This window comes from Rhodoferax ferrireducens T118, from assembly GCF_000013605.1.
Classification (GTDB): Bacteria; Pseudomonadota; Gammaproteobacteria; order Burkholderiales; family Burkholderiaceae_C; genus Rhodoferax; species Rhodoferax ferrireducens.
The window spans coordinates 1006152-1027159 of sequence record NC_007908.1 but is presented as its reverse complement, the minus strand read 5'-3'; the positions used below and the strand labels follow the sequence as shown (position 1 = coordinate 1027159).

Sequence of the window (21008 nt, the reverse complement as noted above, 5' to 3'; positions counted from 1 at the left end):
GATGCCGAAACAAGTTCTGGAACAACTGGAGACACCCGCGCTGATTCTTGACGAGGCCCGAATGGACCGCAACATCGAGCGCATGCGCAGCCATTTGCGGCGTCTCGGCGTCTCGTTCCGGCCGCACGTCAAGACCAACAAGTGCATCGATGTGGCGCGTCGGCTCTTGGAAACGCCCCAAGACCCGATCACGGTTTCCACCCTTTTGGAGGCCGAGTATTTCGCGGCGCACGGCGTCAAGGACATCCTGTACGCCGTCTGCATCGCACCGAACAAGCTGGACCATGTGATGGCCCTGCAGGACAAGGGGGTCCGGCTGTCGCTCCTCCTCGACAGCATGGAGACCACCCGGCTGCTGGCCGAGCGCGCCCGCGCGACACGGCGTCACTTCGACGTGCTGATCGAGATCGATTCGGACGGCCACCGCTCGGGCGTGACACCCGACGCAAGCGAACTTGTCGAAATCGGCCTGTTCCTCGAGAGCGCCGGCATTCCGGTGAAAGGGGTGCTGACCCATGCCGGCAGTTCCTACGACTGCGCTTCCATCGAGGCGATTCGCGCCATGGCCGAGCAGGAGCGTGCCGCGGTCGTCCTAGCGGCGCAGCGACTGCGCGCTGCGGGCATCGCGTGCCCGGTGGTCAGTATGGGCTCGACGCCGACCGCGCTGTTCGCCGAGCATCTGGAGGGCGTTACGGAAGTGCGTGCCGGCGTATTCGTCTTCTTCGATCTGGTGATGGCCGGCCTGAGCGTCTGCCGGCTGGACGACATCGCCGTGTCGGTCCTGGCCACGGTGATCGGGCACCAGCACGAAAAAGGCTGGACCGTTCTCGATGCCGGGTGGATGGCCATGTCGCGCGACCGCGGCACCGCCAAGCAGCCGGTGGACCAGGGCTATGGCCTCGTTTGTGACCTTGATGGCCGGCCGCTGGACGACTTCATTCTGGTGGGAGCCAACCAGGAGCACGGCATCATGGCGCACCGCCATGGCAAGGCGGACCGCGCGCTGCATCTACCCGTAGGCACGCAGGTGCGTATCCTGCCCAATCATGCCTGTTCCACGGCAGCGCAGTATGGCAATTACAAGGTGTTGGGGCCCGGCCGCGAGATTACCGCGACATGGCAGCGTTTCAGCGGTTGGTAAAGCCAAAAAAGGAATACAAGATGTGGATTATTTCCGAAGAGGACGCTCGCGCCTTGGTGAGCGTTGAGAACGCCATCACCGAGGTCGAAAAAGCCTTCGCCGCCATGGCGCGCGGCGAAGCGCGCAATTACCCTGTCGTGCGCGAGGTGGTGGGCTACCAGGATGCGGTGTTCGGCGTCAAGACGGGCTGTGACACCCGTGCACCGATTCTGGGCCTCAAGGCGGGCGGTTACTGGCCCCATAATCTGGCAAAGAGCTTGACCAATCATCAGTCTTCGACCTTGCTGTTCGATCCGGAAACCGGCCGCGCCTCGGCCCTGGTCAGTGCCAACTACCTGACCGGGGTGCGCACCGGAGCTGCCAGCGCTATCGCCACCAAGTATCTGTCGCGCCCCGACAGCAGCGTGCTCGGCATCATCGGCACCGGCGCCCAGTCGGCGTACCAGTTGCGCGCGACGCTGGCCGTGCGCCCCATCCGCAAGGTCTATGCTTGGGACCCATCTCCCGAAAATCTCGTGACTTTCGGACGCACGGTAGCGGAACTGGGACTGGAGTATGCCCCACAAACCGAGCGTCAGGCAGTAGCTGCCAACGCCGACATCCTGATCACCGTGACGCCCTCGCAGCAGGCCTTGGTAGAAAAATCCTGGGTGCGCGTCGGCACCCACATCAGCGCCATGGGGGCCGACACCAAGGGCAAGCAGGAATTGGATCCCGCCTTGGTGGCGAGCGCCACCCTGTTCGTGGACGAGGCCCAACAGGCCATCACCATCGGCGAATGCCAGCATGCCTATAACGCTGGGCTGATCACGGACCAGAGCTTTCGCGGCAGCATCGGCGAGGTCATCGCAGGGCTCTGCGACGGACGGCGTACAGCACAGGAAATCACCATCTTCGATGGCACTGGTGTGGCCTTGCAGGATCTGGTGGTGGCCGCCCTCGCCGTGCGCCTGGCCGCAGAGCGGGGCCTTGGCTCCCGCGTCGGGTATTAGGTCAGATCACCGTGCCGGTGGAGCTGAATTGCTGACTTGAAATCAAAATTCTTCTCTTTCTTACAGGGGAACTCCGAGGGTTTTGAAAATCATATAGCCGTCCTCCTGCCGCCGAGGTAGGTGGTGGACCTAATCGGACCGGGCGCGGCTCCATCGTTGAAACTCCCATTCAATGGGCGCTTGATGACTGGAACAGCACTGCTTCTAGCACTTTCTATTTCATCCTGCTCAACCGTGGCTCCAAGTCAAGGTTATCGTTCTGCTGGTTCAACGGCGGCACCCTGGCAAATCAGTGGTGAGCTTTTTGACTTCACTAACGTGAAGATTTCCATTAATGGCTCAAGGGAAATTGATGGACGGGTATCCCTGTTGTCGGGCGAAGGCGCGCTTCACAGCATCTACGGCGGAAAGCAAGTCATGGCCAGTTGCTCCACCAGTTCTGGATTGATGACTGCGGCAACTAAGTGCATTGTTTTTGTTGAAAATGAAAGAGCGGCAACGCTCAGCTTCTAAAAATTTCATCCGATCATTCCACTCGCTTAAATGCAGCCGTTAACGTTCGAGCTGAGCCGGATCAAACGAAAAACCGTCAGGGCTCTGCTTGACTGAGAGGTACGGCCTAAGTCTTGTCCTGCACGACTGAAAGTAACGTCTCGCCTGTGGCGACAAGCTTCTCGCTGCCATCCAACAGGGCAAACACCTCGCACGAGGTAAAGACCTGTGACTTTCCGGGCTTAACAACGCGAGCACGGGCAAGGAAACTTTCGCCTACGGCTGGGCGCAAGCAGTTGACAGAGTAGTGCGATGCAAGAACTGGCCCAACGAGCGTTGCTGCTGCGAATCCACATGCGGTATCGATGAGAGCCCCGATTACTCCCGCGTGCAGGAATCCAGAGTACTGGCCCGCCTCAGGTCGCCATGGCATCGAGAGCTCGACCACACCGACCCCCGCACTCTTTACTTCAATCCCGAAAAAATGGTTGAAGGGTGCGGTTTCATTGATTGCGCGAATCTGAGTGAGCGGATTGATTGGTTCTGGCATGATGGTTCATTGGTGATTGACGACTCACCAATGTAGGTGGTTCCAATGATGAGGCGTGTCAATCGTGGGACACAGAATCTCGTGACCCTTGGATGCCAAGAAAGCAGAGCGTGCAAATGACAAATCTGAAGAAAGCAACGTTACCGAGCAGTCTGCATTAGCCGACCTTTCACTCGTGTTCCTGCCAATATCGCGCACGCTGTGTACTTGACTTCCGAGAGCCCATCGTGAATGACCGGAATGGGGGGGCGTGTCAGGCACGTCTCGACCAGGAACGGAAAGCCGCGTATTCAGTTGGGTAAGGAGTCCCAAAAACAGGTGCAATCTACACCTCATTTACTCAGTGAATTACCGAGGATGGCCCACTCAATGGGGAGTTGGAACGCGCCGCCGCTTGATGACAACGACCACAGATGTGGTGGCACGAACCGGCATTGGCTGGAACACAATCGGTCGGTCAGCAGACCCAGCATGCGCCGTCGCAGCAGCAAGATCCTTATTGTCCGCATGGCTCAAGGCTGTCACATGATCCCCGACCACCAGGACAAATTCATCTCCCAGCTTGGCCAGTGCACCAATTTGCACGCCATGGCGGGCGCTCCCAAACAACTGCAGGGGATCTTCTGCTGACCGCTCGTGAGTGTGTTTGGCCCATTCAAGGGATCCCAGGCGGACCGACCAGCGCGACTTTGATTTCAATTGAACATCCGACGACAATATCGTTGGTGACATTGTCGCAGTCAGTACAGATTAATGGCATCGGTCAGCCCCCTTCAAGCCGCAACCGTCGGCCCCATCCGGTCCCGCCTTGCCAGCGCCGGAAACAGCCTGAACCATCCCGCAGCGATCAATACCGTACCGACGCCTCCAATGACCACAGAGCCCACCGCGCCAAACAGGGCTGCAGTGGCTCCCGACTCGAATTCCCCCAACTGGTTGGAGGCACCAATGAACATCGAGTTGACCGCCGACACCCGGCCCCGCATCTCGTTGGGTGTTTCCAACTGAACCAGGGTTGATCGCGTCACCACGCTGATGCTGTCGGCGGCCCCGGCAATCGCCAGTGCCACCAGCGACAGCCCAAAATGGCTGGAAAGACCAAAGACAATGGTGGCCACGCCAAAAATGGCAACGGCCGCCAACAGCCGGCGACCCACGTGTCTGGTCAGCGGCCAGCGCATGATCGCCAGCGACATCATCAGTGCACCCACCGCAGGAGCAGATCGCAGTACCCCTAGCCCGATTGGCCCGGTATGCAGGATGTCCCGTGCATAAATCGGCAGCAAGGCCGTGGCACCACCGAGCAGCACCGCAAACAAGTCCAGGGAAGTTGCGCCCAGCAAGACCTTGCGGTGCCAGACAAAGGTGAATCCAGCGAGAACAGTCTGCCAGGTGGCGGCCAGATGGGCTTGCTGGTGCTGGTAGCGCACCAGCAAGGCCAGCATGGCAGACACCAGGAGCAGGAGAGCGCAAGTGACATAGACGGTTGTGGCCCCTGTCGTGTACAGCATGCCGCCAAGTGCTGGTCCACCAATGATGGCCACTTGCATGCCGCTGGAGCTCAAAGCTACCGCACTTTGCAGCATGTCCTGCGGCACAAGCTGAGGGGTCAATGCCTGTTGTGCTGGCATCTGGAAGGCACGAGCCACCCCCAACAACACCGAAATGCCAAGAATCAACTCGCGTGAGGCAAAGTGGAACTGGGTGGCGAAGATCAGCACCAACGCCACCACCGCCTGAATGCCCATGCAGGCCGCAAAGATGCGACCTCGATGAAATCGGTCGGCAGTGTGCCCTGCAGGCAGCATCAGAACAAGGGCGGGTACAAACTGAAACAATCCCACCAAACCGAGATCCCAGGCACTGGAGGTGATGTCATACATGTGCCAGGCCACCCCCACCATGAGCATTTGATTGGCGCTCACGCCGGCAAGTCTGGCGAACCAAAAGCGCATGAATTGACGGTGGGCAAATAACCTGCGGACGCTTCTTCTGGACATGGGTTAGCTTAACGGAGGCGCAGTTGGTTGATCAGTTATCCAAAGTTAAGCAAGCATCACGCCTGCCAGACCCCATAGCCACCCTCACGCAGATCAATGCCCAGTTCGACTTCGAGACTCTTGGCTTCGTCATAAGTCAACGGGTTGTACAGCGTATAAAGCTCCGGCACTAAGCGCAGGCCGAACTCCTGAACAAAGCGGTTGGCTTGGATTCCTGCTTTGTGCTTGTCAAAACGTACATCCGGATCCAGACCTGTCATGCCGACATAGACACAGGGTTTGCCGTGAAGGTAGTTGGGGTTGGATCGCATAAACCGGGCGTTCAACAGCACGTCCTTGGACAGTTCAACCACGTAGACGTGATAGTGCTTTCGCCGGGTCATGATGAATGGGTAGCTCGCTCTCGGCTAATCAGAGTATGTTCATTGGGCAACTTTGCCTCTGCCTGCAGCCGATCCGAAGGGTACTGGCGCATGAATTCCATGCAGTCCTGCGGTTTTGAACACAAGCGATGATCATAGTCAAATAGATTTGGAGTGAATCAATGCCACTTTGCCGACAGTCGGCCGACATATGCCAATGGCCGTTTGGAGGAGGCAGTACCGAAAGTCGACGATTGGCAGAGGGTCTGAACCGGGCCACCGCAAAACAGCGGTAGCGAATCTACAGAAATTCAAATTGCCCGACCGATACCTGACAACGGCATCGGTAGCCCAACTGTCAACTTTATGGCCCTGATTTCAATCAAAGGGGTACCCGGACTCGACTAACAGCGGGTGCTCCCGGGTGACAGCTTCCGGGCAGCAGAAATAATGTTCAGCCTTGGGGTTCCATAAAGCTGTCAGTCAATCGGCGGCGTCCCATCCGCATTGCTGACATTGGCGACGGCGATGTATGGGACAGCAGTGCAGCGCCAGCCGACATAGGGTTGCCGAAAATACTCGCTCCATAACCGACATTCACCCAGTAGCCCGACCGTCAGCAATGTGGTGTTGATTTCGAGGATCGCTGCACTCCAACGACCAGAATCGGGTGCTCACGGTTGGCAGCTTACGGGAAACAGAAAATGTTTTACTGTTTACGTTCCACAAAGCTGCCCATCCGGTGTCCGCGACGAACTCATATTGCTGACGCTGGCCCACCTTTTAGCCGAATCATCATCGTAGATGAACAATACAGGAAGTGCCGCTACTCACACAGTCTTTAGTCTCTGCGTCAAGTCAATTGCGACATCCATCAGGCTGCGCAGGTACATTTCTCGATTCTTTGCACCATCCTCCTTAGGAGCCACCAAGCAGAGTGTGGCAAAACACTTTCCGTCCTTCTCGTACACCGGAACTGCAAAGCAATGCGTAAAACTGTCGACAATGCTATCGAAGGTAAAGTACCCCTCCGCACTAGCTTTACGCACCTGTTGAATGAATACTCCCGGTTGTAGCCACGTCCCGCTTGGCAGCTTGAAATCTTCATGTGGAATGAAGTTCCGTATTTCCATGTCTGACATATGTGATACCAACAGTCGCCCAGATGCGGTCCATGGAATCGGTATGGCTTCGCCAACATTTGAGGAAATACGGAATGGCCGTATGCCCTCTTTCATCAGTGCAACGGTGTATTTATTGCCGTCAAGCATGCAAAGTTGGGAGGTTTCCCGTGTTGCTTCCGTGATGCGTGTCAGTGACGATTCGCACTCCCGCATTGGGTCGAACTGTTCCGCATACGCACTGTAGAGAAAATACAGTTTGCGACCGAGGAAGACTTGTCCGTCGTCACCGCGATATTCGAGCACGCCATGCTTCAGTAGCAAATTCACCAGTTCGTACACCGATGAACGAGGGGCCCCGATATGCGCAGCAATTTCATTTGGGCGCATCGGTTTGCGTTGGACGCGGAAGTAGTCGAGAATTTCAAATGCGCGATCCAGGCCGCGAGATCGCCGAATGGGCGGTAGCTGTTCGGCGACGGTCATGTGTTGCTCATAAAATACGGGCCATACCGAATATGGTTCTCACCCCTGGCACCCTTAACCCGCGATCCGATTGACCTTGCGTTTGAAGGCGATGCAATCGATCTCAACTTTACACTCAACCATCATCCGCGCTTGAACGCAGGCACGCGCAGGTGGGTTTGCACCAAAGTATTCAGTGTAAATCTTATTGAATGTCCAGAAGTCACGAGGATCATCCAACCAAACCCCAACCCTCACCACGTCCTCGACGCCATAGCCAGCCTCGGAGAGAATTGCGATCAAATTACCGATTGCCTTGCGTGTCTCAGGGATGATCCCACCACCGATGATTTCACCTTGGTGCATCGCCACTTGCCCTGACACATGCAGCCAGCCATCGGCCTCGACCGCACGTGCAAAGGGAAGGGACTGACCGCCCGCTCCCGTCTCACCAGCACCGTATCTTAGGATAGTCATTTGTTGTTTCCTCTGTAATTAGTTGAATGTTGAGCTCTTCAGGAACTCTGCTAGCCGTTCAGTTTTTGGCTTGAGAAACATTTCTCTGGGATCACCCTCTTCACCAATCCGGCCCTGATTCATAAAGATCACGCGGGTTGATACCTCAAAGGCAAAACGCATCTCATGGGTGACAAGGAGCATGGTCATTCCTTCGCGTGCAAGATCCTTGATGACTAGTAGAACCTCATTCACCAGTTCCGGATCGAGCGCGGATGTTACCTCGTCAAACAGCATCAGCTTCGGGCTCATTGCGATGGCACGGGCGATTGCCACGCGTTGCTGCTGCCCCCCAGACAATTGACCGGGGTAGTAATCGCGCCGCTCCAGCAGCCCAACGCGATCAAGCCATTTTTCAGCGATGGAATGCGCCTCATCCCTGCGCATGTTCTTGACCTTGACGAGCCCCAGCATGATGTTCTCGGTCGCTGTCATGTGCGGGAATAGATTGAACTGCTGGAAAGCCATGCCGGTAAGTGCACGTTGCTTAGCAATTTCCTTTTCATTTTTACGCCGGCGGACACCATCTCGGGTCTCGTAGCCGATATCCTGGTTGTCAATACGGATCGAACCGTCGTCAAAATCTTCCAGCATATTTATGCAGCGTAACATTGTGGTCTTGCCTGATCCGCTGGAGCCAATCACACAAACCACATCGCCCTGTTTCATAGAGCAGTCTATGCCCTTCAGCACCTCGACTGCTCCGAATCGCTTATGTAGATTTCTAATTTCAAGAATGTTGCTATCCATCAGCGATGCTCCTTACGAGGGAATTTTGGTTTTCCGTTCCACGTATCGCCCAAAATGCTCAATGGCGAAATTGGCCGTGAAGTAGAGAAACCCGGCGAAGAAATAAAACGGCAGACTCATGAAAGTGCGAGAAATAACCTCTTGCGATGCCAGCAGCAAGTCGCCCACTCCTATGATGGACAAGAGCGTCGACGCCTTTACCATCTCAGCTGCGGTATTGACCCAGGTTGGTAACACTTGCCGAATGGCCTGCGGTAGCAGGATGTACAAGAACGTCTGCGAAAAAGTCAAACCAATAGCCTTGGCAGCCTCGATCTGGCCTACTGGTATTGCCTGCAATGCGCCGCGGACGATCTCACCTACGTGCGAACTGCAAAACACCGCTAGGGCAAGTACGCCCGCCTGGAAGGGACTGAGTTGGACCCCGGCAGCGCCCAGAATGTAGTAACTTGCCAACACCAAAACCAGTACCGGCGTGCCCCTAATAAAATCGGTATACGCCCTTGTCATCCAGCGAAGCGGCTTCGCCCCATAAGTGAGTGCCAGCCCAACGCCAACGCCCAGAATCGATCCAGTTACGATGGCTAGCGCAGCTGCCACAATGGTGACGCCGAGCCCTTGGACGATTGGTGCACGAGCAATCCAAAGTTCATGTAAAAATTGACCAAGCGTAAAATCCATGTTGCTCACCGCGGAATGGCAAGGTGGCGCTCAACCCGCCGGAATAACATGGCGAGGACAGCGCAAGTGCAGACATAAAGGAGGCTGGCAATGATCCAAGTCTCCACGACGCGGAAACTCTCCACATTGATCTTGCGCGCTTGGTACGTAAGTTCTGGAACAGCAATTGCTGCCGCGAGCGACGTATCTTTAAACAGCGAGATCACGGTGCTGCCCAGGGCAGGCAGAACATTGCGAAACATGATTGGCATGATGATCGAGAAACGAATTTGCATCCTCGTGAGCCCGATCGCCTGCCCCGCCTCGCTCAAACCTTTGGGGACGGACAGCATGCCAGCGCGAAACACTTCGGCCAGATAGCCTCCCGAATATATCGCCAAGGTGGCTACAAACGATTCGATATCGCCCAACCGGACGCCGAGGTCTGGCAGTGCGAAATAGGTAAACAGCACCAGTACCAACAGCGGCGTGTTGCGTGTCACCGTCACATATGCGCCAGCCAGGTTGCGCGCAATAGCCACCGGGGAAATCAATGCGAAGCTCACCACAAGCCCAATCGCCATGCCAATTAGGATCGAGCCCAAGGCAAGCAGCAGGCTGAGGCCCAGTCCACCCAGCAGATGGTCAAAGCTTCGCCACACAACAGAAAAATTCAACACATAATCCATAGCGCGTCTTCCTTGGCTCAATCACAGGCAAACGGACGTTGCCTGCTGCCCCTCTACGAAACCGGCCACTGGCACCGGATTCATAGAAGAGCCGCGTCAATCCCTGCGTATCAGTTCGTCATGGGCCTATTTATACTCAACCGGAAAACCGATCTTTGGCGGCGCGAGATCAACACCAAACCAGGTCTTGTAGGACGCAGCATAGGCATCGAACTCCACCCCCGTCATGGCCTCATGCAGCGCTGTATTGACGAAATTTAGCCAATCCTGATCGCCGCGCTTCACCGCACACGCATAAGTCTGAGGGTTCCACCCATACCCGGCATCCTTATATTTACCTGGGTTCTGCTTGATGAACCAAGAGATGGACGACTGGTCAGTCGCTGCGGCATCGGCGCGACCCGAATTCAAGGCTTGATACATCAGGTCTGGGGAGTCGTATTGAGCGACCTTAGCCATGGGCAATGCGGCATGCACCATGCTCTCAGCGTAGACGTTCTGTAGCACAGCCACATTAACCGAAGCCCCCGCCGCCTTCAACGCCGCGTAATCGCCACGTTTGCTCCCTGTCTTTGTCATCAGGCCCACGCCCTCCCGAAAATAGGGAATAGTGAATGCGACTTGCTGTGCACGCCCGCCAGTGACCGTCAGAAACTGGCAGGTGATATCAACCTTGTCGGTGGTGATGTTCGGAATACGGGCATCCGACGATTGGTTGACAAATTCAATCTTGTCCGGATTGTCAAACAACGCCTTGGAGATGATCTTCGCGATATCGATGTCAAACCCCTGCAATTTGTTATCGGCGCTTTTGAAATGCCACGGTGCATTCGTGCTTCCCGTCCCCACAATGAGCTTACCTCGCGCCAAGACCTGATCGAGTTTGCTCGTACCTGCGGCATTGACTGAAGCACCCGTCAATGCAGTGATCGCGGACAGTGCCGCCAAAGCTAAAAGTCGAAATTTCATCGATATTCTCCTGTATTGATTGTGTCCACTATAGTAGACGAATGTCCAAGATGTCGGACCATGTTAATTATGTGGCCTTTCCGCGGGAGCGTCAATGCCTTATCCAATCTGAAATGACTTGCTCGCGTCAACGCTTTTACTTGGTGCATCCATAGACTTCGACCGAAGCATCCATTTCCACGAAAGCCAGGTGCAGGAGTCTGTCCAGTTGAAAGCAAAAACGGCGAACGAGCCTTTACCACGACGGGTCTCATTCAACCCATCCATAGTCCATTGCGGCATCAAAACATCACCGTAGTGAGTGAATCTGCTTCCGAAGCAAAGGTGTTGTATGGAAGCGGCCACTGAAGCCATGCACTAGGGTTTGATGGTTGGAGTCCCAATTAGCCCCCTCACATGCTGCGCATTGGCAAGTAAAGAAAACGTGACATTTTCACACGCCCTTCACTTCATCTTCAGTTCGCAGCTACCGCACCCGTTGGCCACTTACGGTGAATCACAGCACTCGTATACTTAATTGCTTGCGCGAAGAACGGCTCAACCACTAGAGCGCTTTTTTGACGCACAGACATTACTATTGCATCATGAATACCGATTTCACACTCGATCACAAATACAAAAGTTATCCATTTAGTGCCTCTCCTTGTAAGGCCAGTGAGTTGGCCACCAAGGGCTGGAATGTGTTGGCCAATGACTTGCCGTTCCCGCTAGCCGTTATTAGCCGCAGCGCCTTGGCACACAACGTGGCTTGGATGCAGGACTATGCAACGCGCAAGGGTGTGGCGATAGCGCCGCACGGCAAAACGACCATGTCACCGCAACTGTTTCGGCAGCAGCTTACGGCTGGTGCCTGGGGTCTGAGCTTCGCCACCATGTACCAGTGTGCAGTGGGAATTGAGGCTGGGGCACGTCGTATCATCATCGCCAACCAGGTTGTGAGCGACGCTGATTTCGATGCGCTGGCTTCCTTGCTGGCGAGCCATTCGGACTTGCGAATTTGGTTTCTCGTTGATTCACTTGCTCAATTGACTTTGATTGAGGACTGGGCAACACGCCGTGCTGTTCTGATGCCCTTTGACGTCCTTCTGGAGATGGGCATACCGGGCCAGCGCACCGGATGTCGTACGCTAGAAGAGGCCCTGAACTTGGCGCGTGCATTGACCAAGTCCACTGCGGTCCGGCTTGGCGGCGTCGAATGTTATGAAGGCGGTGTGGCCAATTGCGACAGCGAGCACGATGCTCGAGAAGTCACGGCACTGGTGCGCCGCGTGATCGAAGTTGTTCGGACCTGCGATGCGCAAAACATGTTTGACGGGGATGAATTACTGGTAACCGCCGGTGGCTCGGCGGTGTTTGACCTGGTGCTGCCGCTGCTTCGACTGGAAGGTTTGACGCACCCCATGCTGGGTGTGCTGCGTTCCGGTTGCTACATCACACATGACCACGGCAATTATGCGCGGTTTTTGCGTCAATTGGAAAAACGTGAAGGCCTCGACGCGTCACTGAGGGCCGCATTGGAAGTCTGGACAATGGTGCAGTCGGTGCCTGAACCAGGATTAGCCCTGCTCACCTGCGGTCGACGCGATATTTCTTACGATTTGGAGATGCCTTTGCCCCAACGCCACGCACCACGTGGACTACGACAAGCAAATGCCGTTCCGACAGACTGGAAAATCAGCGCCCTCAATGATCAACACGCCTACCTTCGATTCGATCCTACGGGGCTCGTTCCCCAAGTCGGTGATCGTGTGGGTCTTGGCATTTCTCACCCTTGTACCACCTTTGACAAATGGCGTTGGTTACCTTTGGTAGAGGACGACTTGTCAGTGACGGGCGCAGTAAATACTGCGTTTTGACTTCTAGGTAACGACCAAGAAAACTGACCCACCATGCACAGGCTTAATCTCCAAATGAATAAAGCCGAAAGACGTTTTTTCCAAAACGACTGCAATTATTGTCATCCTTGTGAAGGGCATTCTCTGTCTAAGAGGTTTAGGGTCGGTTCGGTAGCACACAAATAGCCCCGGCCCCTCGCATGCAGGGAAGAGTTACAAAAGCAGAGTGAACAATGAAATGAAGACATTCGATGTAGTTGCCCTTGGCGAAGCCATGGTGGAGTTCAATCAGACCACGGCCGGCCTGCCGGGCTATCTGCGGGGCTTTGGTGGCGACACTAGCAACTCTGTCATCGCGGCCGCGCGGGCCGGCGCCCGCTGTGGCTACCTGTCGCGCGTTGGCCGTGATACGTTCGGCCAGTCACTGCTGGACCTTTGGACGGAAGAGGGCGTTGCCACCACGGCGATAGAGCGTGATGCAGAGCACCCCACAGGCATTTACTTTGTGACCCACGGCCCGAACGGGCATGAGTTCAGCTACCTGCGCGCTGGTTCGGCGGCCAGCCGGATGACACCAGCCTGGCTGCAAAATGGAGTGGCAAGCGAGCTACTGTCTGCCAGCAAGATTTTGCATGTGTCCGGCATTTCCATGGCTATCTCCAGCAGCTCCTGCGATACTGTGTTCGCCGCCATACAACTGGCTCGTGAAGCTGCAACCCTGGTGTCGTTTGATGCAAACTTGCGCCTCAAGCTCTGGCCGCTGGCAAGGGCACGGGCCTGCATCACACAAGCCATCTCGATGAGCGATATCTTTCTCCCTAGCATGGAAGACGCCAGCATCCTCTGCGGCCTAAACGATCCGGATCAGGTCGTCGACTGGGGACATTCGCTGGGCGCGCAGATCGTCGTGTTAAAACTAGGCAGCGAAGGCGCCTTGGTGAGTGACGGTAGCAGACGTGAACGCATCGCCAGCCACCAGGTCCAATTGATCGATGCCACCGGTGCGGGCGACTGTTTTGCTGGCAACCTACTGGCTCGCATGGCTCAAGGCTGCACGGCCTTTGAAGCCGCACGTTATGCCAATGCGGCCGCTGCGCTTGCGGTTCAGGGCTTTGGCGCCGTCGCGCCATTGCCCCGGCCGGATGCCGTGCGAGCACTGTTGTGAAGCAACTAGTGGCGGTGGACTGGGGTACGTCCACAATGCGCGGCGCATTGCTGGATGACACGGGAAAGGTCCTGGAGGAGAGGTCTTTTTCCCACGGCCTCCTGACGGTGAAATCGGGTGAATTTGCCTCGGTGTTCGAAAATTGTTTTGGTGACTGGATGCAAGCCCCTGATGCGTTATGTCTAATGTCCGGCATGGTCGGCAGCAAGCAAGGTTGGCTGGAAGTGCCCTATTGCCCGTGTCCCGCAGGATTCGCAGAAATCGCCGCCAACCTGACGTGGGTGGAGCCGGGCCGTTTGGCCATCGTTCCCGGACTCTCTTGCGAAAACGATGGCGTTCCTGATGACACGCACCTCCAGCGCATTCCTGACGTCATGCGGGGCGAAGAAACGCAAATTTTTGGTGCACTGCAGCTACTCGGGCTGCAAGAAGCTCTGGCAGTTCTGCCGGGTACGCACAGCAAATGGGTGCAGGCGCAAGCGGGTCGTATCCAATCATTCTCCACATTCATGACAGGCGAGTTTTTCGCCCTGCTGCGGCAGCACTCCATTTTGTCGCGCTCGCTCCCGGCCGGCGATGGTGAATTTGACAGCAAGGCTTTCGACCAGGGCGTGACACTGGCCCTGCGCAGCAACAGCCTGCTGCAAACCGCCTTCAGCACACGCACCCTGTCGCTGTTCGACCGTCTGCCTGCTGAAGCACTGCCCAGCTACCTGTCCGGTCTGATCATTGGCGAAGAATTACGTGCCCAGACATTGCAGGCCAACGCCCACGTGGTCATCATCGGCTCAGAGACTTTGACGCAGCGTTACCAGCGCGCGCTGGCCCTGCGGGACGTATCCTCGCAGCGGGTGGGTTCAGAGGCCACTTGGGCCGGCCTGTGGGCTATCGCGCAAACTCTCGATCCCAGCTTTTTGAATCAATGATGAACGCACACGAAAAATTTGAAGCCGCACTGAACCACATGCCCCTGGTCGCCATTCTGCGCGGCCTGCCTGCGCAGGAGGCACTGGCGGTGGGGGAAGCCCTGACCAGCACGGGCTGGACCTTGATCGAAGTCCCGCTCAACTCGCCTGATCCGCTGACAAGCATAGCCGCCCTGGCCAGCAACTTTCCGAAGGCATTGATCGGCGCTGGCACGGTGATCACACCGGCCGATGTGCGTAACGTGCATGCCGCAGGTGGCCAATTGATCGTGTCGCCCAATTTCAATCCAATGGTGGTGCGCGAGGCCGTGCGTTTGGGGCTGGTGTGCTTACCCGGCGTGATGACTGCCACAGAAGCCTTTGCAGCACTGGAGACTGGTGCCACGGGACTCAAGTTATTTCCAGCTGAGATGATCAGCCCAGCAGTCGTTCGGGCTTTGCGCGCGGTGTTACCCGCAGACACACGATTGCTGCCGGTGGGGGGGATTACGCCAGAAAATATTTCCAGCTACTTGAAGGCAGGTGCTAGCGGTTTTGGCATTGGATCGGCCCTTTACAAGCCCGGCACAACGGCGGCCGAGGTGCAGGCCAGCGCCATGAACTTCATTGCCGCCTGCCGCGGACCCTGCTAGGGCCACGCGAGCCCAATTGTTCGGAGTTATTGATGATCGAGTTGGCCCTCGGGGCGCGATCCTTGCGAGCCAGTCGCCGGCAGGGACAGGCATAGCTGTATTTCCAACACTCGAGTTCACCTTGAGTGAAGTCAACGCCTGGGTTGGCCTGGCCCTGTTGAAACGCATGCTCGACGGTATGGGGCTCAAATTGATGGTGAAAAGTTGGCAGTTGCCCCAGCCTGGCTCCAATCGAGGCTGCCGCCCAGAACAATTCATCGGGCAAATGATCGTCAGCATCTAGTGTGGAACGGCCCGCTTCGCCCACGCTGACATCACGCGCTTGGATGCCAACTTGATGCGTCTGCTTGACTGGGGCTATGAGGCAGACTTTAAAAGCGTGTCCTAGCAGCCTGATTTACGCGGTTTTCACAGCCGGGAGCCAACGCGTGCAAACCTGAATGACGTCGATTGGTAGACTATCCTATTGGTAGCCAGCATTTCGATTTAGGTTTTTTCTGTCAAATCGCCCCATAGAGACGAGCAGCAGGATCGACACATTCACACGTGTTATCGGCGAACTGGCATGCTGCCGAAATGAATTGCCATCAAGGACGGCGCTTGCCCGCCCGCCGAGCAAACTCACAACTGCCCAGAAGTGCGGCAGACATGGCCCAAAATAAGGGAGGCATACCAAAGGTGGCGCCAACCGCGCCAAACAACAGCGGCATGACGGTTTGACTGGTGTTGATGAGTGTGGTGCGCAGGCCCAGAACCTCTCCCGCGCGACCCCGCGGTGCGAACTGGTGCAAGAGCGTCAGCACCATTGGTTGGGGCGCACCCAAACCAAGGCCCAGAACAAAGGTAATTACCATCAGCAGGCCTACGCTGTGCGTGAATGGCATCGCCAAGTATGCCAGACCCGCCATGAGCAGCGAGGCACTCAGCAAACCCCATGGATGCATGCGCTGCATAATTAACGGCATCGCCAGTCGCACGGTGAAAGTTGCCGCGGCGAAAGCACCCATCACGATACCAATTTGCGAGGCACTGAGGCCAATGTATGTACCGTACACCGGAATCGCGAAGTTATAGACATCCCAACCAACCGTCAACACTGCCATGGCAAAGAAGAGGCGACGCAGCGCCGGGTTTTTCAGTAAATCAAAGACCTGTCCATTGACGCCCCGGTCTTGTGCGGCACGCGGCGCTGCATTAGGCAATAGCTTGGCCGACAAGGCAATGATCGGCAGCACGGTGAACAACGCAAGCACCAAAAATGTACTGCGGTAGCCAAGGTTGTCTATGCAAACGCCCGTCAGCATGGGGCCGACGAAAGCCGAGGTAGAAAAGCCCATCGCTACATAACTGAAGTTTATGGTTCTGTCCGCAGGCCGGCTCATTTCGCCCACCGCATGATAAGCCGCAAGATTAATCAGCATAAAAGAAACTCCCACCAGTACCGCAGTGATGTACAGCGCGGCCAATTGCGGCAATACCGCAGGCGCGAGCGTTCCCAGACAAATACCAATGGATCCCACCAACATTGGCCTGTTGATACCGATGCGATCGATCCAGCGACCGGCAGCGACCGACAACAGCGCAGGGAGCAACGCATACAGCGCGATCAAACTGCCAACTGTCAGTGCCGATGAGTGTTGCTGGATGGCAAACAGCGACACCGCGATGCGGCTACCATTGAAGGCCACGTGGTCGAGTACAAGGAGGACGATGATGAGGGGAAGTGGGCGCATGCGTGCAGTGTTGCAAGTATCTCACTACGGGTTGGCTTGCCAAATGCGATCTAAGTGAGGCGCTTTGTGGTTTTGTCTGCGTCTGCCAAAGTGGATTTGGCCACACGAATGCGGCCGTGCTCGGTTGGATGAAACACATGGCAGAAAGCATACTGCACGCCACCAATGTCGACTGACGAAACGGGCAACTTTTGGTGACTAAGGGCGAAAGTCCCGCTCGCCGAAATCATTCGGGCGCCCAGACTCCTAGTGCGGGAAATAAGTGCCACCTTCAATGAGCATCCACATTTGATATCGCCGACCGCCAATCGAAGAGCTTGATCCCGAAATCTGAATGACTGCTCTGGCTTATCTGGTCTTGACCACGAATGTCAGGTCTTCAAAACCGTGGCCGTCGGCAATGGGAACGATGCCAAACGTCATGATCGGCTTCTCGCCGGAGTCGAACTGGGCAACCAGTAAGATGCCTATCGTGAACGGCTCTTATGTGTCTTAAAAAGTCGTGCGAGCGTGTGGCTCGGGTGGCCGCTTGCCATTTTTGATGTCGATTTGAAACTTCGGACTACCTGCCCCAAAGCCGCCCATCAGACTGGTCACGGTAACCAAAAAGCGGGAGAGTTGAGCTCCTTTCAACTACATGGAGGTTCAGTCCGCCGTCTGGCGGACCGCCAGGTGGCGCACTTGGCGGTCCGCCAGCGTTTTGGCGCCCAGCAATTGGGGCGCTTCGCGTTCTGGCAATAGCCCTTTGAGTGCCTGCGGACTGGCGCGCGCGCCACTGGCAACGTAGTCGGCCAGCAGCGCTTGTTGCACGGTCAAGGCAGGCAGGCCGCGCTGGGTGCAGAGGTAGTCAAACATCGCGTCCACCAACGCCTCCGGTGTCAAGCCGCTGGTTGTGCCGCTTTTAAGCCACTGCCAGTCGGCAAAATCGAGAAAGAAATAAAACGGTGACGGACCAGCCAGCAACACCAGCAAGGTGCGCGTGAAGCGCCCCGAGTTGGCGATCATGTCCCAATAGCGCGAGAACCGAGCAAAGCGCTGTAGCGTGGCGGCATCCACCGCACCGGTCTGGCGTACGGTGTAGGGCGGATCGGGGTCGTACACCATGCCGTAGGGTGTGCTGTGGCGAACAATCGGCGTGCCACGCAGGCGCTTCAGGATGCCGAGCTGAATCTCGTGCGGGCCCAGCCCATGCAAGCGGTCAAAGCCGGTAGCGAAGCTTTCCAGCGTCTCACCCGGCAGACCAAAAATCAGGTCGGCGTGCAGATGCGCGTTGGACTGTGCCACCAGCCAGCGCAAATTGGCCTCGGTTTTTGCATTGTCCTGCTTGCGCGAGACACGCTGTTGCACCGCGATGCTAAAACTCTGCACTCCCACTTCAAGCTGGAGTACGCCGGGCGGGAATTTCGCGATCAGGACTTTGAGCCGGTCCGGTAGATGATCGGGCACAACTTCAAAATGAACGAATATCTCGTTACCGAGCGCATCGGGCGCGGGCAGCCGGTCCAGAAAGAACTGCAGAATGCGAACCGAGGAATCGACCTTCAGGTTGAAAGTGCGATCCACAAATTTGAAATTGCGCGCACCGCGCCGGTACAAACCCTGCATTTCGTCCAGAAAGGCGTCCAGATCGAAGGCGCGCGAGGTCTTATCGAGCGAACTCAGACAAAACTCGCACTTGAATGGGCAGCCGCGCGAGGCTTCCACATAGAGCAGACGGTGCGCCAGATCGGCATCGGTGTACTCGGCGTAAGGCAGCACGAGCTGGTCCAGCGGCGGCTCTTCGCCCGCGATGATCTTCATCAGCGGCTGCGACCCGTGCAACAAGGCGCGGCACAGCTTTGGAAAACTCACATCACCCCAGCCGGTGATCACATGGTCGGCCAGGCGGACAATCTCCTGCTCGCCCAGTTCATGGCTGACCTCGGGCCCACCCAACACGACTTTGACCTCTGGCCGCTGGTTTTTGAGCAAGCGCACCACTTCCGTCGTTTGGGTCACGTTCCAAATATAGACGCCAAACCCAATGATCTGCACTACGCCCGGCAGCGGCTCACCCAGAGTCGCCAGCAGCTCGGCCGCCACCTCCGGTACCTTGCGCGCGATGGTGAACTCCCGCAGCACCGTCTGCCGTTTCAGCGCCCCCATATTGGCCAGCAGGTAGCGAAGACCAAGCGAGGCGTGGATGTACTTCGCGTTGAGGGTGGTCAGGACAATAGCGGGGCCATCAGAGGGAACCATGCGCGCATTATCGAACCCTCATCCAAACCAGCTTCGTTAAAGACACCCCCTGACGTGATCTCCAGATTCGGCATGGGTACAGGACTCATTCCATGCGGCGCACCAAGGCATCGCTCATCTACCGGCGCACCAAGAACCTGCGCGCTGTGCAACTTTTACTTGGCCACGTCAAAGTTGAGAGCACCGTACGTTATCTAGGCATCGAGTTTGATGATGCTCTTGAGATGGCAGAGTACACAGAGGCTTAACGCCGCCGAAGTCTCTTGCCTGGCGAAGAAATGTGGCGCTACGCTACTCCACTTTGGCACACAACGATGCCGTCTAAGGTGGGGGCGTTCATCCCATTGCTTTGGAGCAGCCAGTCCGAGGTGTGAAATCGTCGTCGACGATGGTTTAGCCGCTACCCGCGCCTCCCGTATGTCCGACTCATTAAGACACATTGCGGCCGCTCACCACTGGCAGTTCACGTGCGGTTCACGTGCGGTTCAATTTTCGAGTTATGGCGACCTGCCAGCAGTCGTTCATATTGGCCGCATCGTGCCCTGAACGGTCATCGGTGAAAGTAGGAAGCTGACGTTCACTGATGATCCCAAAAGTGGGAAGCTGTCATCCGCCAATGACCAGAAGCTGGTGTCATCGGGCAACTGTTGTGCTCACTCAGGCTTAACTCGGAAATGGGTCAAGCGACGGCGGTGCTTTGCCGCAGAACCAACTCAAACCCCAAATCGACGTTGGGCTCGGCGACAGGCTCACCGCGCATCAGCTGCAACAGCATCTTCGCGGCTCGAACACCGATCTCCCAACGTGGTGTTTTGATAGTGGTAAGGCTGGGAACGAATTCAGCGCTGCCCGGCAAATCGTTGAAGCCCGCGATAGAAACCTGGCGCGGCACCTTGATGCCCATGCGCAATGCGGCCAGCAAACCACCCTGGGCCAGGTCATCGTTACAGAAAAAGATGGCGTCAACGCGAGGGCGAATGCTGAGTATCTGTTCGAACATGGTGCTTCCGATCTTCAGCGAAGAAGGCGCCGGGTTCTGCCACTCGAGAGTGGCATCGTATAAGCCCGCCTCCTTGAGACAATCACGGTAGCCATGCGCTCTCTGAAGTGTGCGTGGATCCAGCTGCGCTGCCGCAAAGGCAATCCGGCGGCGTCCCGTGTCTATCAAATGTTGAGTAACGACGCGTGCCGCGTCGCGCTGGGAAAATCCCACGCTGTAGATTCCATCCTGCGCCAGAGTCTCCATCAGGTGCACACAAGGAATACCACTCTTGGCAATGAGCTGCTTGGTCGACTCTGAGTGCTCCGACCCTGTAACCAGCAACCCGGCAGGGCGATGCATCAGATACCCTTTGAGCAGTTGCTCCTCTTCGGACGCATCATAGTGAGTGACCCCCATCAGCGTCTGGTATCCAGTTGGCAAGAGTGTGCGTTGAACTCCTTCCAGCAGATCGACGAATAGCTGATTCGAAAGTAGCGGAATCAGTATCGCCACGTGCGAACTCTTGCTCGATGCCAGAGCGCGCGCAGCCGGGTCAGGCACATAACCCAGCCGGTTGGCTGCCTGAATGGCACGTGCCACCAGTTCAGGCGCAACCTTGCGGTCCCCGCGCAGTGCACGCGAAACCGTCATGCGACTCACACCTGCGGCCAACGCCACGTCATCGAGCGTGACCCGACCTGAAGCCCTGTTATCCCGTTTTTTGCTGACCATGATGGAATCCTATCAGATATCGCTATCTAGTAACCGGGCGAGCAGCGCATGTTGGGTC

General features: G+C 56.6%; 21 protein-coding genes and 1 pseudogene. 9 read left to right on the top strand and 13 right to left on the bottom strand.

Translation table 11 applies throughout. From position 1 onward, the window contains the following. Position 1: 1 nt before the first annotated feature. The 3 genes from RFER_RS04875 to RFER_RS23965 all read left to right on the top strand — a co-directional run bounded on the left by RFER_RS04875 (position 2) and on the right by RFER_RS23965 (position 2646). Positions 2–1141 (top strand): DSD1 family PLP-dependent enzyme, encoded by a 1140-nt coding sequence (locus RFER_RS04875; RefSeq protein WP_011463291.1) that lies wholly within the window; start codon positions 2–4, stop codon positions 1139–1141. Positions 1142–1161: 20 nt separating this feature from the next. Continuing rightward, complete coding sequence (locus RFER_RS04870; protein WP_011463290.1) at positions 1162–2133, top strand: ornithine cyclodeaminase family protein; 972 nt, start codon at positions 1162–1164, stop codon at positions 2131–2133. 156 nt (positions 2134–2289) lie between these two features. After that, positions 2290–2646 (top strand): hypothetical protein, encoded by a 357-nt coding sequence (locus RFER_RS23965; RefSeq protein WP_166485664.1) that lies wholly within the window; start codon positions 2290–2292, stop codon positions 2644–2646. Positions 2647–2752: 106 nt separating this feature from the next. Here the strand turns inward: RFER_RS23965 and RFER_RS04865 are convergent, their stop codons facing one another. The 10 genes from RFER_RS04865 to RFER_RS04820 all read right to left on the bottom strand — a co-directional run bounded on the left by RFER_RS04865 (position 2753) and on the right by RFER_RS04820 (position 10707). Continuing rightward, positions 2753–3175, bottom strand: coding sequence for a PaaI family thioesterase (locus RFER_RS04865; protein WP_011463288.1), 423 nt, complete (start codon positions 3173–3175; stop codon positions 2753–2755). Between the two features lie 366 nt (positions 3176–3541). Further along, positions 3542–3907 carry a hypothetical protein gene (locus RFER_RS23960; RefSeq protein ID WP_011463287.1) on the bottom strand — a complete coding sequence of 122 codons (366 nt, stop codon included), beginning with the start codon at positions 3905–3907 and terminating at the stop codon, positions 3542–3544. 41 nt (positions 3908–3948) lie between these two features. Beyond that, positions 3949–5175, bottom strand: coding sequence for an MFS transporter (locus RFER_RS04855; RefSeq protein WP_011463286.1), 1227 nt, complete (start codon positions 5173–5175; stop codon positions 3949–3951). Between the two features lie 56 nt (positions 5176–5231). Next, entirely contained in the window at positions 5232–5558 is a 327-nt protein-coding gene (locus RFER_RS04850) for a hypothetical protein (RefSeq protein WP_011463285.1), read from the bottom strand. An 809-nt stretch (positions 5559–6367) separates the two neighbouring features. Then, positions 6368–7144 carry an IclR family transcriptional regulator gene (locus RFER_RS04845; protein WP_011463284.1) on the bottom strand — a complete coding sequence of 259 codons (777 nt, stop codon included), beginning with the start codon at positions 7142–7144 and terminating at the stop codon, positions 6368–6370. A 54-nt stretch (positions 7145–7198) separates the two neighbouring features. Beyond that, positions 7199–7600 carry a RidA family protein gene (locus RFER_RS04840; RefSeq protein WP_011463283.1) on the bottom strand — a complete coding sequence of 134 codons (402 nt, stop codon included), beginning with the start codon at positions 7598–7600 and terminating at the stop codon, positions 7199–7201. Between the two features lie 18 nt (positions 7601–7618). Then, positions 7619–8389, bottom strand: a complete 771-nt coding sequence (locus RFER_RS04835) for an amino acid ABC transporter ATP-binding protein (protein WP_011463282.1) — start codon at positions 8387–8389, stop codon at positions 7619–7621. 12 nt (positions 8390–8401) lie between these two features. Continuing rightward, complete coding sequence (locus RFER_RS04830) at positions 8402–9070, bottom strand: amino acid ABC transporter permease (protein ID WP_011463281.1); 669 nt, start codon at positions 9068–9070, stop codon at positions 8402–8404. 5 nt (positions 9071–9075) lie between these two features. Beyond that, on the bottom strand, positions 9076–9738 hold the full coding sequence (locus RFER_RS04825; protein ID WP_011463280.1) for an amino acid ABC transporter permease: 663 nt from the start codon (positions 9736–9738) through the stop codon (positions 9076–9078). A gap of 126 nt (positions 9739–9864) precedes the next feature. Beyond that, positions 9865–10707 carry a transporter substrate-binding domain-containing protein gene (locus tag RFER_RS04820; protein WP_011463279.1) on the bottom strand — a complete coding sequence of 281 codons (843 nt, stop codon included), beginning with the start codon at positions 10705–10707 and terminating at the stop codon, positions 9865–9867. A gap of 584 nt (positions 10708–11291) precedes the next feature. Here RFER_RS04820 and RFER_RS04815 point away from each other — a divergent pair. From RFER_RS04815 to RFER_RS23955, 5 genes are all read left to right on the top strand, one after another. Then, on the top strand, positions 11292–12563 hold the full coding sequence (locus tag RFER_RS04815) for an amino acid deaminase (protein ID WP_011463278.1): 1272 nt from the start codon (positions 11292–11294) through the stop codon (positions 12561–12563). Positions 12564–12780: 217 nt separating this feature from the next. Then, a complete protein-coding gene (locus tag RFER_RS04810) occupies positions 12781–13707 on the top strand; it encodes a sugar kinase (protein ID WP_011463256.1) in 927 nt (308 codons plus the stop codon). Next, positions 13704–14633: a 2-dehydro-3-deoxygalactonokinase gene (locus tag RFER_RS04805; protein WP_041790163.1), complete on the top strand. Its 930-nt coding sequence runs from the start codon at positions 13704–13706 to the stop codon at positions 14631–14633. Before RFER_RS04810 ends, RFER_RS04805 begins: the two co-directional genes overlap by 4 nt. Further along, positions 14630–15265 carry a 2-dehydro-3-deoxy-6-phosphogalactonate aldolase gene (locus RFER_RS04800; protein ID WP_011463258.1) on the top strand — a complete coding sequence of 212 codons (636 nt, stop codon included), beginning with the start codon at positions 14630–14632 and terminating at the stop codon, positions 15263–15265. The genes RFER_RS04805 and RFER_RS04800 overlap by 4 nt, the downstream gene beginning before the upstream one ends. A 121-nt stretch (positions 15266–15386) precedes the next feature. Next, positions 15387–15548 (top strand): hypothetical protein, encoded by a 162-nt coding sequence (locus RFER_RS23955; protein ID WP_166485663.1) that lies wholly within the window; start codon positions 15387–15389, stop codon positions 15546–15548. 304 nt (positions 15549–15852) lie between these two features. Here the strand turns inward: RFER_RS23955 and RFER_RS04795 are convergent, their stop codons facing one another. Continuing rightward, the gene (locus RFER_RS04795; RefSeq protein WP_011463277.1) at positions 15853–16998 is read right to left on the bottom strand and encodes an MFS transporter; all 1146 of its coding nucleotides are present in this window, start codon (positions 16996–16998) and stop codon (positions 15853–15855) included. 645 nt (positions 16999–17643) lie between these two features. Beyond that, entirely contained in the window at positions 17644–19236 is a 1593-nt protein-coding gene (locus RFER_RS04785; RefSeq protein WP_011463276.1) for a B12-binding domain-containing radical SAM protein, read from the bottom strand. Positions 19237–19313: 77 nt separating this feature from the next. On the opposite strand from RFER_RS04785, the pseudogene RFER_RS04780 reads away from it, so the two are divergent. Continuing rightward, a pseudogene (locus RFER_RS04780) lies at positions 19314–19484 on the top strand (integrase); the annotation flags it as partial. Positions 19485–19915: 431 nt separating this feature from the next. On the opposite strand, the gene RFER_RS04775 reads toward RFER_RS04780, so the two are convergent. Then, positions 19916–20950 (bottom strand): LacI family DNA-binding transcriptional regulator, encoded by a 1035-nt coding sequence (locus RFER_RS04775; protein ID WP_011463275.1) that lies wholly within the window; start codon positions 20948–20950, stop codon positions 19916–19918. Between the last annotated feature and the right edge of the window lie 58 nt (positions 20951–21008).

What these genes read in the sequence shown, in the direction of transcription:
- RFER_RS04840 (WP_011463283.1), bottom strand. Translation starts at nt 7,600, where the DNA reads ATGACTATCCTAAGATACGGTGCTGGTGAGACGGGAGCGGGCGGTCAG.
- RFER_RS04865 (WP_011463288.1), bottom strand. Translation starts at nt 3,175, where the DNA reads ATGCCAGAACCAATCAATCCGCTCACTCAGATTCGCGCAATCAATGAA.
- RFER_RS04845 (WP_011463284.1), bottom strand. Translation starts at nt 7,144, where the DNA reads ATGACCGTCGCCGAACAGCTACCGCCCATTCGGCGATCTCGCGGCCTG.
- RFER_RS04795 (WP_011463277.1), bottom strand. Translation starts at nt 16,998, where the DNA reads ATGCGCCCACTTCCCCTCATCATCGTCCTCCTTGTACTCGACCACGTG.
- RFER_RS04875 (WP_011463291.1), top strand. Translation starts at nt 2, where the DNA reads ATGCCGAAACAAGTTCTGGAACAACTGGAGACACCCGCGCTGATTCTT.
- RFER_RS04870 (WP_011463290.1), top strand. Translation starts at nt 1,162, where the DNA reads ATGTGGATTATTTCCGAAGAGGACGCTCGCGCCTTGGTGAGCGTTGAG.
- RFER_RS04820 (WP_011463279.1), bottom strand. Translation starts at nt 10,707, where the DNA reads ATGAAATTTCGACTTTTAGCTTTGGCGGCACTGTCCGCGATCACTGCA.
- RFER_RS04830 (WP_011463281.1), bottom strand. Translation starts at nt 9,070, where the DNA reads ATGGATTTTACGCTTGGTCAATTTTTACATGAACTTTGGATTGCTCGT.
- RFER_RS04775 (WP_011463275.1), bottom strand. Translation starts at nt 20,950, where the DNA reads ATGGTCAGCAAAAAACGGGATAACAGGGCTTCAGGTCGGGTCACGCTC.
- RFER_RS04850 (WP_011463285.1), bottom strand. Translation starts at nt 5,558, where the DNA reads ATGACCCGGCGAAAGCACTATCACGTCTACGTGGTTGAACTGTCCAAG.
- RFER_RS04835 (WP_011463282.1), bottom strand. Translation starts at nt 8,389, where the DNA reads ATGGATAGCAACATTCTTGAAATTAGAAATCTACATAAGCGATTCGGA.
- RFER_RS04810 (WP_011463256.1), top strand. Translation starts at nt 12,781, where the DNA reads ATGAAGACATTCGATGTAGTTGCCCTTGGCGAAGCCATGGTGGAGTTC.
- RFER_RS23960 (WP_011463287.1), bottom strand. Translation starts at nt 3,907, where the DNA reads ATGTCACCAACGATATTGTCGTCGGATGTTCAATTGAAATCAAAGTCG.
- RFER_RS04825 (WP_011463280.1), bottom strand. Translation starts at nt 9,738, where the DNA reads ATGGATTATGTGTTGAATTTTTCTGTTGTGTGGCGAAGCTTTGACCAT.
- RFER_RS04785 (WP_011463276.1), bottom strand. Translation starts at nt 19,236, where the DNA reads ATGGTTCCCTCTGATGGCCCCGCTATTGTCCTGACCACCCTCAACGCG.
- RFER_RS04855 (WP_011463286.1), bottom strand. Translation starts at nt 5,175, where the DNA reads ATGTCCAGAAGAAGCGTCCGCAGGTTATTTGCCCACCGTCAATTCATG.
- RFER_RS04800 (WP_011463258.1), top strand. Translation starts at nt 14,630, where the DNA reads ATGATGAACGCACACGAAAAATTTGAAGCCGCACTGAACCACATGCCC.
- RFER_RS04815 (WP_011463278.1), top strand. Translation starts at nt 11,292, where the DNA reads ATGAATACCGATTTCACACTCGATCACAAATACAAAAGTTATCCATTT.